This window comes from Parabacteroides goldsteinii DSM 19448 = WAL 12034 (genome assembly GCF_000969835.1).
GTDB lineage: Bacteria > Bacteroidota > Bacteroidia > Bacteroidales > Tannerellaceae > Parabacteroides > Parabacteroides goldsteinii.
Genome location: NZ_KQ033913.1, coordinates 826,060 through 840,282 on the forward strand (window position 1 = coordinate 826,060; position 14,223 = coordinate 840,282).

A 14,223-nucleotide genomic window follows, 5' to 3' on the forward strand; every position below is an offset into this window, starting at 1 on the left:
TTAGCTTTGCAACATCAGTAAAACAGAAAGATATGAAACGTAAATTGTTAACATTGGTATTCATCGTATCAGGCTTAATGCCTGCTATTGCCCAGAATGTTTCGGACCTTAAAACAGAAAAAGATATGGATAGGATTGAATTATGTAAAAAGAATTATACCACTTTATTCGGTGGCGAAGCCCTGACCGGGCTGGGAACTGACCCGGAAATGATGGATATTCTTCAGAAGTTTATTTTCGGAGAAGTATTCCGCACGGGAGAACTGGATATAAAGACCCGTGAAATGATAACCTGTGTTACATTAGCAACTATGCAGACTTTGCCCCAGCTGAAGGCACACGCAGGGGCGGCATTGAATGTGGGAGTTACTCCTGTTGAACTTCGTGAAGCTATTTATTCATGCGCTCCGTTTATCGGTTTTCCCAAAACCTTGAACGCGCTGACCGTCATTAACGAAGTATTTAAAGAACGGGACATTTCCTTGCCATTGGAAAAACAAGGCACGGTTACGGAAGAAAACCGTCATGAAAAAGGGGCGGCTGTGCAAGACCGGCTTTATCCCGGCGGTATCAGCCAGGTGATGGAAGATATTCCGGGGGAGATGGGTGACGATGTGGAACGTTTCCTGACAGAATATTGTTTCGGTGATATGTATACCCGTGGCGGACTTGACCTCAAGACACGTGAGTTACTGGGATATTGTGTCCTGACGACATTGGGAGCCGACAGCCAGCTTCGTTCTCATTTTCAGGGAAATCTGAATGCAGGTAACAGTAAGGAGACGGTTGTGGCGGCAGTCATACAATGTCTTCCGTATATCGGTTTCCCGCCGGCAATAAAGGCCTTGAAAATAATAAAGGAAGCATCTGCCGTAAGTCCGGCAAATAACCTGGTCCGCCTCTCCAAAATTACTGTAGACCCGGCACAATTGGATGCATATAATGCTTACCTGAAAGAAGAGATTGAAGCCTCCATGCGCCTGGAACCGGGCGTACTTACTTTATATGCCACGGCCGATAAAAAGCAACCGAATAAAATAACAATCCTTGAAATCTATGCAGACCGGGAGGCTTATGAAAAGCATATCCAAACGCCTCATTTCCAGAAATACAAACAGGGAACTTTATCTATGGTTGAGGAACTGGAACTGACGGATACAACTCCCTTGCTTCCCGGGCTGAAAATAAAATAGGCTTTTATCGCTATACAAAACTGACGTTACATTAACATCTTACTATATTTTATATGACAATAAAATGGGGATTTAAGTAATTTATTCGTAAACTTGTAACCTTAAATAAAAACGTTAAATTTAAAATTAAATCTTCTGTTTTATGTCAGTAAAATCGTATATCGAATCCAATAAAGAACGCTTTCTGGAAGAGTTGTTCAGTTTAATCCGTATTTCTTCTATCAGTGCCAAACAAGAGCATAAACCTGATATGCAGGCTTGTGCCCAGCGCTGGACGGAACTGTTACTATCGTCCGGAGCGGATAAAGCCGTGGTGATACCGACGGAAGGCAATCCGGTCGTATATGGCGAAAAGATGATTTCGCCCGATGCCAGGACCGTGCTTGTTTATGCCCATTATGATGTAATGCCGGCTGAGCCGTTGAACTTATGGAAAAGCCAACCGTTTGAACCCGAAATACGTGATGGCCGTATCTGGGCTCGTGGTGCGGACGATGATAAAGGACAGTCTATGATGCAGGTAAAAGGCTTTGAAACAGCCTTGAAGCTCGACCTGCTGAAGTGCAATGTGAAGTTTATCTTCGAAGGAGAGGAGGAGATCGGTTCTCCCAGCCTTGAAACCTTCTGCTGTGAACATAAAGACTTATTGAAGGCCGATGTGATTCTGGTATCCGACACCAGCATGGTAAATGCCGAAACACCGTCGTTGACGACCGGCCTGCGTGGTTTGGCTTACTGGGAAATTGAAGTGACCGGCCCAAACCGTGATTTGCATTCCGGTCATTTCGGTGGGGCAGTGGCTAATCCTATTAATGTATTATGTAAACTGATGGCCGATATTATCGATGCCGACGGACGTATCACGATTCCCGGTTTCTATGATGATGTAGAAGAAGTGTCTCCTGCCGAACGAGAAATGATTGCACAAATCCCGTTTGATGAAGCGAAATATAAGGCTGCTATCGGTGTGGATGCCTTGTCCGGTGAAAAAGGTTATTCGACGCTGGAAAGAAACAGTTGCCGTCCGTCGTTCGATATTTGTGGAATCTGGGGCGGTTATACGGAAGAGGGCAGTAAAACGGTGCTTCCGTCCAAAGCCTATGCAAAAGTGTCCTGTCGCCTGGTTCCGCATCAGGAACATTCCAAAATATCAAAAATGTTTGAAGATTACATAAACCAGGTGGCTCCTGCGTCTGTTAAGGTAAAAGTCACGCCGAAACACGGTGGACAGGGGTATGTTTGTCCGATTGACCTTCCGGCTTATCAGGCAGCGGAAAAGGCTTGCACGGTTGCTTTTGGCAAGAAACCGTTGGCAGTACGTCGCGGAGGAAGTATTCCTATCATCTCCACCTTTGAGCAGGTATTAGGTATAAAAACCGTCTTGATGGGTTTCGGACTTGAACAGAACGCTATTCATTCTCCTAATGAAAGTTGCACGCTCGACTTCTTCTATAAAGGGATTGAATCGGTTGCTGAATTTTATAAAGAATATAAATGATACAAAACGAAGTGATAGCCCGTGCCCTGTCGAATACAGGTATCGAGGCATTGAATGAAATGCAGCAGGCCGTGCTTGATGCCGGAACGACAAAGGATATGGTGTTGCTCAGTCCCACGGGGTCGGGTAAAACCCTGGCTTTCCTGCTGCCCTTACTTACTACACTGACGAATGAGGATAAGAAGATACAAGCGCTTATCATCGCCCCGTCTCGTGAATTGGCTTTACAGATAGAGACGGTATTCCGTTCGCTCGGAGCCGGATATAAGGTGAACTGCTGTTACGGCGGCCATCCTATCCGGACAGAAAAGAAAAGTCTGGAGCATCCGCCAACGGTGCTTATCGGTACGCCCGGACGAATCCTCGACCATCTGGAACGGGGGAATATTAATCTGGATACCGTCCGTACATTGATTCTGGACGAATTCGACAAGTCTCTGGAACTGGGCTTTCAGGATGAGATGAAAGAGATTCTCTCACATCTTCCCGGAGTGCGTCGCAGAGTGTTGACTTCAGCAACCGAAGCGGTGGAAATTCCTTCCTTTACCGGTATTACATCGCCTGTCCGCCTGTCGTTCCTGACCGGCGTGAAAGAGGCGAAAGGTCTGACTCTGCGTATCGTGAAATCGCCGGTTAAGGATAAGCTGGAGACATTGTATAAATTGCTTGGAGAGTTGAAAGGCGAGTCTGCCCTGGTGTTTTGTAACCAGCGTGAATCAGTGGAACGTGTCAGCAATTATCTGACAGAAATGGGAGTGGATAATGAATACTTTCACGGAGGTATGGAACAGCCGGAACGCGAACGGGCGTTGTCGCTTTTCCGTAATGGCAGTGCATCCGTTTTTATCTCTACCGACCTGGCATCCCGTGGACTGGACATTCCGGAAGTAAAGAATGTGATTCATTACCATCTTCCCATCAATGAAGAAGCCTTTATCCACAGAAACGGACGTACGGCCCGTATGAATGCGGAAGGAAATGCCTTTATGATACTGAATGAGATAGAGACTGTTCCCGAATATATTACCCGTGAACCGGATGAATTCTTCCTGCCGGAGAAGGCCAAAAAACCGCTCCGTTCGGAATGGGTTACATTGACCATTAACCGCGGTAAACGGGATAAGTTGAGTAAGAAGGACGTAGTCGGTTTCCTGTTCCAGAAAGGCGGATTAGACAAAGATGATTTAGGCGTTGTAGAAGTCAAGGAAAGTTGCGCCTACGCCGCAGTAAAACGTGATAAGAAAGAGGGTTTGCTGGCGCGTATCCGTGATGAGAAAATAAAAAATATGAAAGCTAAGTTTATATGAAGCTGCTGATTAAAGGGGTAGAACTGAATGGCGTTGCTACCGATATTTATATAGAAAACAAATACATCAAACAGATAGGTCCCGGCCTGTCTGTTGCCGCCGATAAAGTAATTGACGGTAGTCGTAAGGCTGCTATTCCAGGATTTGTCAATACGCATACACATGCGGCTATGACTTTGTTCCGCGGCTTTGGAGACGATATGCCTTTAATGCCCTGGCTGGAAGAAAAGATATGGCCCAATGAAGCGAAACTGACGAAAGAAGATGTTTTCTGGGGAGCTAAACTGGCTTGTCTGGAAATGATAAAAAGCGGAACGACTACTTTCTTCGACATGTATCATAAGTTTCATGCTACGGCAGAGGCTGTTGAAGAGATGGGAATCCGGGCAGTCATTTCCAGTGCCTGTTTCGACCATTTCCAACCAGAGTTGGCGGAGAAAAGCAAACAGACCATTCAGAAGTTGTATAAAGAGATGGACAGATACGATAAACGGATACATTTCTCCGTAGGTCCGCACGCCATCTATACGGTTTCCGGTGAGTTGCTGCAATGGGCGGATACTTTTGCAAAAGAACATAACGTGCCAATCCAACTGCATCTGGCAGAAACGGAAGGGGAAGTGGAGAACTCTGTAAAGCAGTTCGGGGCGACTCCTGTCCGGTATTTATATAAGTTGGGTGTATTGTCTCCCCGGCTGTTGATTTCCCACGGTATCTATGTAGATGCGGATGAAATCCGTATGCTGGCAGACCATGGAGTGAAGGTCGCTCATAATCCGGCCTCCAATATGAAACTGGCTTCCGGCATGCACTTCAAATTTAAGGAAATGCGTGAAGTCGGCATCACTGTCGGTCTGGGTACTGACGGTTGTTCGTCGTCCAATAATCTCGATATGGTGGAAGCGATGAAGCTGGCCTCCCTGTTGGGAAAAGTCTGGCGGAAAGACCCGGAAGCCGTTACAGCCGATGAAATATTCCATTCCGCCACGGAAGCCGGAGCCTCTTTTGCTGGCTTAAAAGCCGGACGGATAGCAGAAGGTTACCTGGCAGACCTTTCTTTGGTAGATTTGAATATGCCGGCATTTACTCCGAATTTCAATTTCATATCCAACCTTGTCTATGCTGCAAACGGTAACTGCATCGATACCGTTATTTGTGACGGAAAAATCCTGATGCAGGATAAGAAAGTACCGGGTGAAGAGGAGATAATGGAACGCGCGGCACAAATAGCCTACAATTTAATGAAAAGATAACTTTTAAGTTGCCGGTGATTGTTTTATATCATCAGTAGCTTTTCAGGAAAAGTTCATAATGTCTTTTGTAAAAGACGTACGTCTAAAATAATTTACACCTACCTCTAAATCTATTTACACCTAGGTCTAAATGAATTTAGAGGTAGGTATGACAGAAAAGTCTTTATAAAGATACGTTTCTGTCGTAATGGCATTTCAAGGAGATTATTATATTGAAATAAATTTATGATGCTATGAATACAAGTTATACAAACGAACAATATCAGGAGGCAGCGGCATTTATAGCTGCACGCATCACCGGAAATCCGGAAACGGCTATTATTCTCGGCAGCGGATTAGGTTCACTGGCAGACCGGATACAGGATGCCATTGTAATTCCGTATGCAGAGATTCCTCATTTTATGCATTCTACGGCTGCCGGTCATAAAGGTAATTTTATTTGCGGCAAACTGGGAGGTAAGCAAGTTCTGGCTATGCAGGGTCGTTTTCATTATTATGAAGGGTATTCCATGCAACAGGTGACATTTCCCGTTCGTGTGATGAAACTGTTGGGTATAAAGAATCTTTTGGTGTCGAATGCTGCCGGTGGAATAAATAACACTTTCAAAGTTGGTGACCTGATGATTATCCGTGATCATATAAATATGATGCCTAATCCGTTGATAGGTCCGAATAATGAATTGTTCGGTACTCGTTTCCCGGATATGACCCGTGCTTATGACCGTGAGTTTGTCCGTTTGGTGGAAGAGATTGCAGCTTCTCATAATATTCCTTTGAAAAAAGGTGTGTATGTTGGTCTGACCGGTCCTTCTTTTGAAACACCCTCCGAATATGCTTTTTATGGCCGGGTAGGAGGTGATGCGATTGGAATGAGTACGGTTCCGGAAGTAATCGTAGCTCGCCATGCAGGATTAAGGGTGTTCGGAATGTCGGTGATTACGAATGAAGGTTATCATTTTGCCGACGATTTTGTGAATGACGGAGCGGATGTAATCGTAGCTGCCAACAAGGCTGCGGTAGTAATGACAACTTTATTCAGTGAACTCGTTTCCTGTATCTGATTTTTTCGGGATGAAAGTTGCTGTGTTAAAATAAGATAGAAATTTGAACGGGTGAGTAAGGAAAAAATAGTATAAAAAAAGTATCTTCCGGTTTTGGAAAATAAAAAAATACCTCTATCTTTGCACCCGTTATCGCGGAAGTAGCTCAGTTGGTAGAGCATAACCTTGCCAAGGTTAGGGTCGCGGGTTCGAGTCCCGTCTTCCGCTCATAAATAATAAGCGCGGTAAGAGGCCGCCTTTTTTATGTAATGGAAAATGCCCAGGTGGCGGAATTGGTAGACGCGCACGTTTCAGGTGCGTGTGTCGCAAGGCGTGCAGGTTCGAGTCCTGTTCTGGGCACCATTCGCGCAGATGGTGAAATTGGTAGACACGCTACTTTGAGGGGGTAGTGCCGGTTCCGGTGTGTGAGTTCGAGTCTCATTCTGCGCACATTTCGTAAAGAATAGAAATAATAATTGTCCATGTAATTAGTTAAGAGCATATTGCTTGAAGCTGTTATATGGACAATTTTTATTTAGTATAAACCACATTTACTGCATAATACGTCTTCTGTAGATGAATCCGTAATGATTTATATAAGAACTGTCATTTTTTAGAGATATAAAGTCAAATTTGTAAAAATAAGACTGATTCGGATTCGATATATTTGCATATCATGAAATATGGATAACAACCTTTTTAATTTGATCGAAAATGAAAAAAGACCGGGCGACAGATATACCTTCGCTACATTTACCCATTATACCGAAGATTCTCCTTTATTGGAATCCGGTTTGTTAGGTCCTGTACGGATTGTTATGAAAGAATGATGGTGTGCCTTGCTTTATTTCAAACCCTTGATCTTTTGAATTAGTTCTTTTGCTGAAATATCCAAAGACTCAACAGCCATCCAGACGACTTCGTTATCCGGATTGATAATATATATCCGGGGAATCGTATTGTTGGCGAAGAGGGAGAAAACCTCACCGCGGGTATCCAGGTAGAATGGCATTGTGAATTGATTCTCTTTCCAGTAATTGGAAACAACTTCGGCTGTTTCTTTCCGGGAAATCGTTACCAGCAGGAATCTGGGGTCGTCTTTCAGTTCTTTCCAGACCTCTTCTATAACCGGCAGAACCTGTTTGCAATCCGGACAGTAAGTTCCGAAGAATACCAGTAAGGATTGTTTTCCGATGAACTGTTTGGAGCTGAATGTGTTTCCGGCTGTATCTTCGACTGCAAATGTAGGGATCTGGCTGTTGACATTGATATAATTAATAGTTTCGCTCTCGTCATCCTTTATACAGGAAAAGAGAAGGAAGGTCATAGTGACTATAAATGAAAGAATTTTTGTGATATGCATATATTTAATTGTTTTAGTTTACGAAGATAATGAATGTATTTGAATCCCTGAAAGAAAAGGAGCTGCCGTTTTGTAGATTTCACAACCTGTCGTCAGAACGGACAACCCCTTTTAGCAGCATCCCCTTTTACCGCTGCAATTTTCATTTTATTACCGAGAATGTTTTGGTTATTTGTAACTGATTCGGATTCACATTCCTATGTACATTATATGAGGATGCTGTAATCCTGTCTGAGTTCACATCTTGGGACGGTTTAAAGTACAAGTTTTGCCATATTTACAAAAGTAAATGTATGTTTTTTAATTTACTTGTATTTGCCTGATAACAAGTATTATGTTGTAAGCCTGATGTAAAATGGAGAACTGGGTATTTCTCTTTATTTATAAAAGGTGTTATTGGCGTACGACGGAAAGGAACCGACTGTTTTTGTCTTGCCAGATCGCTTATTTCTCTTTTTTTGCCGGTTTATGCTTTTCTGAATGGCAATTGCCGTAAATCGGTACTTGTTTATTTTATTATTTGATTATGTGCGGATTGGATGGATATGTAATGCCTGAAAACATCATAAAAAATGCCGGCTTTATTTCATATCGTCTGGTTTTAGGGAGAATAGATCTTTATATTTGTAATAATAAGCATGAAAGCAGGTAATAACCAGGCTGGCATGGAAAGGATAAAACTATGAAAAGAGATTTATTGTATGATAATATACTGGATGCTATCAGGGGAAAAATACCCAACCGGGGAATACTGACGAATACGCTTGCGGATCTGTTAAATCTGGAGAAAGAAGCAGTATATCGACGGCTGCGCGGTGAAGTGGCATTTTCTTTCTCTGAGATAGCTGTTATTGCGAGTACGCTTGGAATCTCTCTTGATAACCAGGTGGGAGCCCGGTATGTTCATAGCAGGCCTTTCCAGTTGAGGCTGATTGAATATGTTGACTCCGGTGAGATCGATTATGAGATGCTGGAACATTATATTTATATCCATAACCAGGGAAAAGAGGATAAAAAATCGAAAGTCATGGATTGCTCCGGCGTTTTGCCCCAGTCTCTTTATCTGGCATATAAAAATATATCGCGCTTTTTCCTTTTTAAATGGATCTATCAGAATAAGGACCTTGACAGGAAACTTTGTTTTAAAGACGTTTATCCGACTCAAAGTCTGGAAAAGATACAGGAGAGGAGCGTTGCGGCCGCAAAACTTATCAGCCAGACGTTTTATATATGGGATCCGTTGATCTTTTGTTATCTGGCCAATGATATCAATTATTTTATGAGTGTCAATTTGCTGGGAAAAGAGGATTTGCAGTTGCTGAAAAAAGAGCTGTTGCAATTTTTGGATGATATGGAACTGTTGGCAATAAAAGGAAAGTTTGATGATACCGGAAACAGTGTCTATTTTTATATATCGAGTACGAATTTCGATACCAGCTACCGGTGTGTGGAGGTGAAACATTTACGTGTCAGCCTGATAAGAGCCTTTACTCTGAATGCTGTCGTTTCTTTGGACCGTCAGATGTATGAACGGATATCGGGATGGCTCCAGGCTGTGATCCGATCGTCGACAATGATCTCCGTGAGTGGTGCCAGGCAGCGTATCCGCTTTTTTGAGAAACAACGTTCCATTATTAAAGCCTTATAGGTTTTGTGAAAAAGGATATTATAGATTATTAACTGAGAATACGACTTTTATCAGCAACCAAGATTCAATGTTTGTTTGTTTTGTTAGCCTTTTTTGGGTTTTAAAAGATGCTTTACCGGATTGTCCGACAGTTAATTTATGGGTTCCTTATTTATCTTTGCATGAAAACTATAGATCCACTAATATCAAGACTTATAATTCTGTAACATGAAAAAAGAACTTTTGTATGATAATTTGCTAAATGCCATCAAAGAGGAATTTCCTCAAAAAACGAATTTAGTAAATGCGCTTGTTGATTTGTTATGTATTGAGAAGGAAGCTGTTTACCGACGTTTACGGGGAGAGGTCGCTTTTACATTTGCAGAGATCGTCACTATCGCGAATGCATTTGGAATATCATTGGATAACCTAGTCGGTACAGTTACTGCAAAAAGCAGGCCGTTCCAATTGAAATTGGTGGATTTTGTGAATCCGATGGAGACTGATTATGATATGCTGGATCAGTATATCGATATATTAGGTCTGGCACGCGAAGACGATAGGGCCGAACTGATCGATTGTACGAATATCTTGCCTCAGCAGCTTTATATGAAATATAAATATATTTCACGTTTTTATCTTTTCAAGTGGTTGTACCAATGCGGAACTCCAGGAAAAACAAAGCGTTTTGAAGAGATAGAGGTCACCGACCGCTTTCTGGGAATACAGTTGGCCGGGGTAGAAGAAGCACGGCATATCCATCATTCATATTACATACTCGATCCGTTGATATTTCATTATCTGGTAAATGATATTAATTATTTTATGAGTATTCATCTGATCGGGAAAGAGGATGTAAAATATCTGAAGAATGAACTGATGGATTTGTTGGATGAAATGGAGAAACTTGCAACACGCGGCTATTTTGAAGAGACCGGGAATAAAGTCTTTATCTATATATCGAGTGTGAATTTTGATACGAGTTATTGGTGCGTCCAGATAAAAAACTACCATATCAGCCTGATAAAAACATTCATCCTCAGTTCGGTCGCCTCCCTGGATGAGGGGACTTACGAGAAGTTGCGGAAATGGTTAAGAGCCCTGATCCGTTCTTCTATCATGATTTCAGTCAGTGGTGAGAGGCAGAGGATCGCATTTTTTAAAGCACAGCGTGAACTGATTCAAAATTTGTGATCTTTTCTATCTATAAAGAGTATCAGAAACTTACCTGTAAAAAGGTGGTTTTATGTTGGATATCGTAAAAAAAGATATAAAAATAAGCATCCAAAATTTGGAGCGTATAAATCTTTTACCTACTTTTGCACCCGTAAACAAGAAACGTCAACTGCTTTGAAAAGCAACCTCTAAAGAGGTGTTGATAATTTTGATTTATTGGAGAGATGGCAGAGTGGTCGATTGCGGCGGTCTTGAAAACCGTTGAACTGAAAGGTTCCTGGGGTTCGAATCCCTATCTCTCCGCAGAAGCAGCATAAAAGCTGCTTTTTTATTATATATGGAGGGCTATATGTTCTCCGTTCTTCACAAAAGGAGAGATGCTCGAGTGGTTGAAGAGGCACGCCTGGAAAGCGTGTAAACCCCTAAAGGGTTTCGCGGGTTCGAATCCCGCTCTCTCCGCAGTCCGTACTGCGAGTTTTATCTTTTTACCTTTTTTATTTTCTTATATACATAGATGAAGGCTGGAATCAGAAATAAATCCGCAGCCATCCAGGCAGTCGCATCGCCGAAGCAAACGGCCATAAATCCAAAAGCAGGTACCGCATAAATACTGACCAGCGTACGGGCAATCATCTCGGATACGCCAGACAGCATGGCTAGATTCGTAAATCCGGCTCCCTGGATTGTATAACGCAGGATACACAGAATCCCCAGAATCGGAAAGAATGAGCAGGAGATATGCAGGAACTGAACGGCATCATTTATGATTTCCGTCTCGGAAGGATCGACAAAGATCAGCGTCAGTTCGCGTGATGCCAGCATCAGTATAAGGAAAGAAAATGCGGCATAGACAATCATCATCAATCCGCTTGCCTTAATACCCAGCCAGATACGTTCCGGCTTTCCGGCTCCGTAATTCTGTCCGGTATAAGTGGCCATGGCAATCCCCAGGCTTTCGAACGGGCAGATAAAGAACGATTTGATGCGCACAGCCGAAGCAAACGCAGCAATGCAGGCCGATCCCAGTGCGTTATTAGCACTCTGCAACATAATGCTGCCGATTGCCGTGATGGAAAACTGAAGTCCCATCGGCACACCAATCCACATCAGATTCCCTGCCAGGTTGGACCGAAACTTCCGTTCTTCCCGCGTGCTCCTTAATATTTCAAAGCGGCGATACATATAAATGTAGCAGAGAACGGCCGATATACCTTGTGAAAGAAGCGTTGCAATGGCTGCCCCGGCAACTCCCCATTTAAATACCAGGATGCAAACCAAGTCGAGAATCACATTGAGTATCGTTGAAAAAAGCAGGAACCAGAATGGAGTCTTGCTATCGCCCAGTGCACGGATGACGCTGGAAAGCAGATTATAGAAAAATGTACACGGAACGCCGATAAAAGTAACCAGCAAATAGAAATAAGCATCCCTGAATATATTCTCCGGCGTCTGCATGATCCTTAAAATATCCCGGCAATAGAGACTTGTAACGACTGCAATAATAACCGACATGACAGCCGCCAGTTGCAGGCTGATAGAAACATACCGCCTCATCGTGCTGTAATCCCTGGCTCCGAACTTCTGCGCTACCGGTATGCCGAATCCCGCACAACACCCGTTGCAAAACCCGATGATAAGAAAAATGACGGAAGTACTGGCACCGACAGCCGAGAAAGCATCGATCCCTAAAAACTTGCCAACAATAGCCGCATCGATCAAAGAGTAGGTCTGTTGGAGTAAATTGGCTAAAAGTACCGGCATCGCAAAGTTGAAGATCAACGGTAATGCAGCGCCGGAGGTCATTTCTTTTGAAGTTCCCATAACTATTTCCCTAAACAATCGCCGCAAAGGTAACGATTTTATATCAAAAAGGACTGGGATACACTTATAAAATCTGTCGATGTTTATTATGCCCTGTTTTCAAAACATTTTGCATTCTACCATAGTTCTTTTATAAACAAAACATAAAAGAAAAAGTACATATAATTATGGCAAAGAATGTAGCGGAACAATTAGTCGACACGCTTGAAAAGGCAGGCGTAAAACGTATCTATGCTGTCACGGGAGACAGCTTGAATGAGGTAAACGAAGCAGTGCGTAAAAGCGGAAAGATCAAATGGATCCACGTCCGCCACGAAGAAACAGGCGCTTTTGCCGCCGCCGCCGAAGCGCAATTGAACGGCGAACTGGCCTGCTGTGCGGGAAGCAGCGGCCCCGGGCATGTCCACCTGATCAACGGGTTATATGACGCCCAACGTTCGGGAGCACCGGTGCTGGCCATCGCATCCACATTGCCGACCCACGAGTTCGGAACGGAATATTTTCAGGAAACCAATACAATCAAATTATTTGAAGATTGCAGTTATTACAACCAGGTCGCGACAACGCCCGAACAGTTCCCTCGCATGTTGCAGGGAGCCATACAGGCTGCCCTTTCTTTCCGCGGAGTAGGAGTGATCGGTCTGCCCGGCGACCTGACTTCGAAGACTGCAACGTCGGGCGAATCATCCCAGCAGCCTTTCCCGACCAAACAGCGCGTCTGCCCCTCGGCAGAAGAGATCGACGCATTGGCCGACCTGCTGAACAAAGCGGAAAAAGTAACCATTTTCTGTGGGATAGGAGCGAAAGACGCCCATAAGGAACTGGTCGAATTATCCCTGCGCCTGAATGCCCCGGTGGCATATTCTTTCAAAAGTAAAATGGAAATCCAGTACGATAACCCGAACGAAGTGGGTATGACCGGCCTGCTGGGAATGCCTTCCGGCTATTACAGCATGCACGAAGCGGAAGTCTTATTGTTGTTGGGTACGGATTTCCCTTACGAAGCCTTTATGCCGCAAAACAATACAATCGTGCAGGTCGATATCCAAGCAAACCGTCTGGGGCGTCGTGCCAAAATAAAGATGGGGCTCTGCGGCGATGTGAAAGATACCTTACAGGAACTGCTCCCTCTGGTCCGTCAGAAAACGAATGACAGCTTCCTGCGTGAACAACTGGCCCATTACGACAAGGTAAAGCGAAACCTGCGCTCGGCCGCCGAAGTAAAAGGCAAAGATGAAAAGATCCATCCGGAATATGTCATTTCCCTGATCGACGAACTGGCTTCAAAAGATGCCGTCTTTACGGTCGATACGGGCATGACCTGCGTATGGGGCGCCCGTTACCTGCAGGCAACCGGAAAACGGAAGATGCTGGGATCGTTCAACCACGGTTCGATGGCGAATGCCATGCCGCAGGCCATAGGGGCGGCACTGGCTTATCCCGGTCGTCAGGCGGTTGCTCTCTGTGGCGATGGCGGTCTTTCGATGATGTTGGGCGACCTGGCGACGATCGTGCAATATAAACTGCCGGTCAAGCTGATCGTCTTCAACAACCGTTCGTTGGGAATGGTCAAACTGGAAATGGAAGTCGCCGGACTACCGGACTGGCAGACAACGATGCTAAATCCCGACTTTGCCCGCGTTGCCCTCTCGATGGGAATGGCGGGATACAATGTCAGCAATCCGGATGATGTGCTGCCGACGCTGACAAAGGCCTTTGCCTCCGACGGTCCCGTCCTGGTCAATATCATGACCGATCCGAATGCCCTGGCGATGCCTCCGAAGATCGAGTTCACCCAAATGCTCGGATTTGCGCAGACCATGTATAAACTGCTGATGGAAGGCCGCTCAAAAGAAGTAATGGATACGATCGATACAAATCTGAAGCACTGGAAAGAAGTCTTCTAACCAAAAAATAAATATCTTTGCTTTCAACTAATAAATTC

Annotated in this window: 11 protein-coding genes and 5 tRNA genes; 14 read left to right on the forward strand and 2 right to left on the reverse strand. The window is 44.2% G+C overall.

The genetic code is table 11. The annotated features are described in order from the left end of the window. Positions 1–32 precede the first annotated feature (32 nt). The 9 genes from HMPREF1535_RS16315 (at position 33) to HMPREF1535_RS25855 (ending at position 7,121) form a co-directional block, all read left to right on the forward strand. Positions 33–1,193 carry a carboxymuconolactone decarboxylase family protein gene (locus HMPREF1535_RS16315; RefSeq protein ID WP_046146854.1) on the forward strand — a complete coding sequence of 387 codons (1,161 nt, stop codon included), beginning with the start codon at positions 33–35 and terminating at the stop codon, positions 1,191–1,193. A gap of 142 nt (positions 1,194–1,335) precedes the next feature. After that, positions 1,336–2,691: a dipeptidase gene (locus HMPREF1535_RS16320; RefSeq protein ID WP_046146855.1), complete on the forward strand. Its 1,356-nt coding sequence runs from the start codon at positions 1,336–1,338 to the stop codon at positions 2,689–2,691. Continuing rightward, on the forward strand, positions 2,688–3,998 hold the full coding sequence (locus tag HMPREF1535_RS16325; RefSeq protein WP_046146856.1) for a DEAD/DEAH box helicase: 1,311 nt from the start codon (positions 2,688–2,690) through the stop codon (positions 3,996–3,998). Before HMPREF1535_RS16320 ends, HMPREF1535_RS16325 begins: the two co-directional genes overlap by 4 nt. Then, positions 3,995–5,251, forward strand: coding sequence for an amidohydrolase (locus HMPREF1535_RS16330; RefSeq protein WP_046146857.1), 1,257 nt, complete (start codon positions 3,995–3,997; stop codon positions 5,249–5,251). The genes HMPREF1535_RS16325 and HMPREF1535_RS16330 overlap by 4 nt, the downstream gene beginning before the upstream one ends. Before the next feature lie 233 nt (positions 5,252–5,484). Next, the gene (locus HMPREF1535_RS16335; protein ID WP_046146858.1) at positions 5,485–6,312 is read left to right on the forward strand and encodes a purine nucleoside phosphorylase I, inosine and guanosine-specific; all 828 of its coding nucleotides are present in this window, start codon (positions 5,485–5,487) and stop codon (positions 6,310–6,312) included. A 134-nt stretch (positions 6,313–6,446) separates the two neighbouring features. Further along, positions 6,447–6,519, forward strand: a tRNA-Gly gene (locus tag HMPREF1535_RS16340). A 50-nt stretch (positions 6,520–6,569) separates the two neighbouring features. Continuing rightward, positions 6,570–6,654, forward strand: a tRNA-Leu gene (locus HMPREF1535_RS16345). A 3-nt stretch (positions 6,655–6,657) separates the two neighbouring features. Beyond that, positions 6,658–6,741: transfer RNA gene (locus HMPREF1535_RS16350), tRNA-Leu, on the forward strand. A 233-nt stretch (positions 6,742–6,974) separates the two neighbouring features. Then, positions 6,975–7,121, forward strand: a complete 147-nt coding sequence (locus tag HMPREF1535_RS25855) for a hypothetical protein (RefSeq protein WP_154670879.1) — start codon at positions 6,975–6,977, stop codon at positions 7,119–7,121. Between the two features lie 14 nt (positions 7,122–7,135). Here the strand turns inward: HMPREF1535_RS25855 and HMPREF1535_RS16355 are convergent, their stop codons facing one another. Continuing rightward, on the reverse strand, positions 7,136–7,654 hold the full coding sequence (locus HMPREF1535_RS16355) for a TlpA family protein disulfide reductase (RefSeq protein WP_010803499.1): 519 nt from the start codon (positions 7,652–7,654) through the stop codon (positions 7,136–7,138). A gap of 682 nt (positions 7,655–8,336) precedes the next feature. Between HMPREF1535_RS16355 and HMPREF1535_RS16360 the strand changes: the two genes are divergently transcribed. The 4 genes from HMPREF1535_RS16360 (at position 8,337) to HMPREF1535_RS16375 (ending at position 10,916) form a co-directional block, all read left to right on the forward strand. Then, positions 8,337–9,302 carry a helix-turn-helix domain-containing protein gene (locus HMPREF1535_RS16360; RefSeq protein ID WP_046146859.1) on the forward strand — a complete coding sequence of 322 codons (966 nt, stop codon included), beginning with the start codon at positions 8,337–8,339 and terminating at the stop codon, positions 9,300–9,302. A 207-nt stretch (positions 9,303–9,509) separates the two neighbouring features. Beyond that, the gene (locus HMPREF1535_RS16365) at positions 9,510–10,475 is read left to right on the forward strand and encodes a helix-turn-helix domain-containing protein (protein WP_046146860.1); all 966 of its coding nucleotides are present in this window, start codon (positions 9,510–9,512) and stop codon (positions 10,473–10,475) included. Positions 10,476–10,675: 200 nt separating this feature from the next. Further along, a tRNA-Ser gene (locus tag HMPREF1535_RS16370) sits at positions 10,676–10,760 on the forward strand. A 68-nt stretch (positions 10,761–10,828) separates the two neighbouring features. After that, positions 10,829–10,916: transfer RNA gene (locus tag HMPREF1535_RS16375), tRNA-Ser, on the forward strand. An 18-nt stretch (positions 10,917–10,934) separates the two neighbouring features. Here HMPREF1535_RS16375 and HMPREF1535_RS16380 read toward each other — a convergent pair. After that, positions 10,935–12,278, reverse strand: coding sequence for an MATE family efflux transporter (locus HMPREF1535_RS16380; RefSeq protein ID WP_010803466.1), 1,344 nt, complete (start codon positions 12,276–12,278; stop codon positions 10,935–10,937). Positions 12,279–12,445: 167 nt separating this feature from the next. Between HMPREF1535_RS16380 and HMPREF1535_RS16385 the strand changes: the two genes are divergently transcribed. Beyond that, on the forward strand, positions 12,446–14,185 hold the full coding sequence (locus tag HMPREF1535_RS16385; RefSeq protein ID WP_046146861.1) for a thiamine pyrophosphate-dependent enzyme: 1,740 nt from the start codon (positions 12,446–12,448) through the stop codon (positions 14,183–14,185). Positions 14,186–14,223 lie beyond the last annotated feature (38 nt).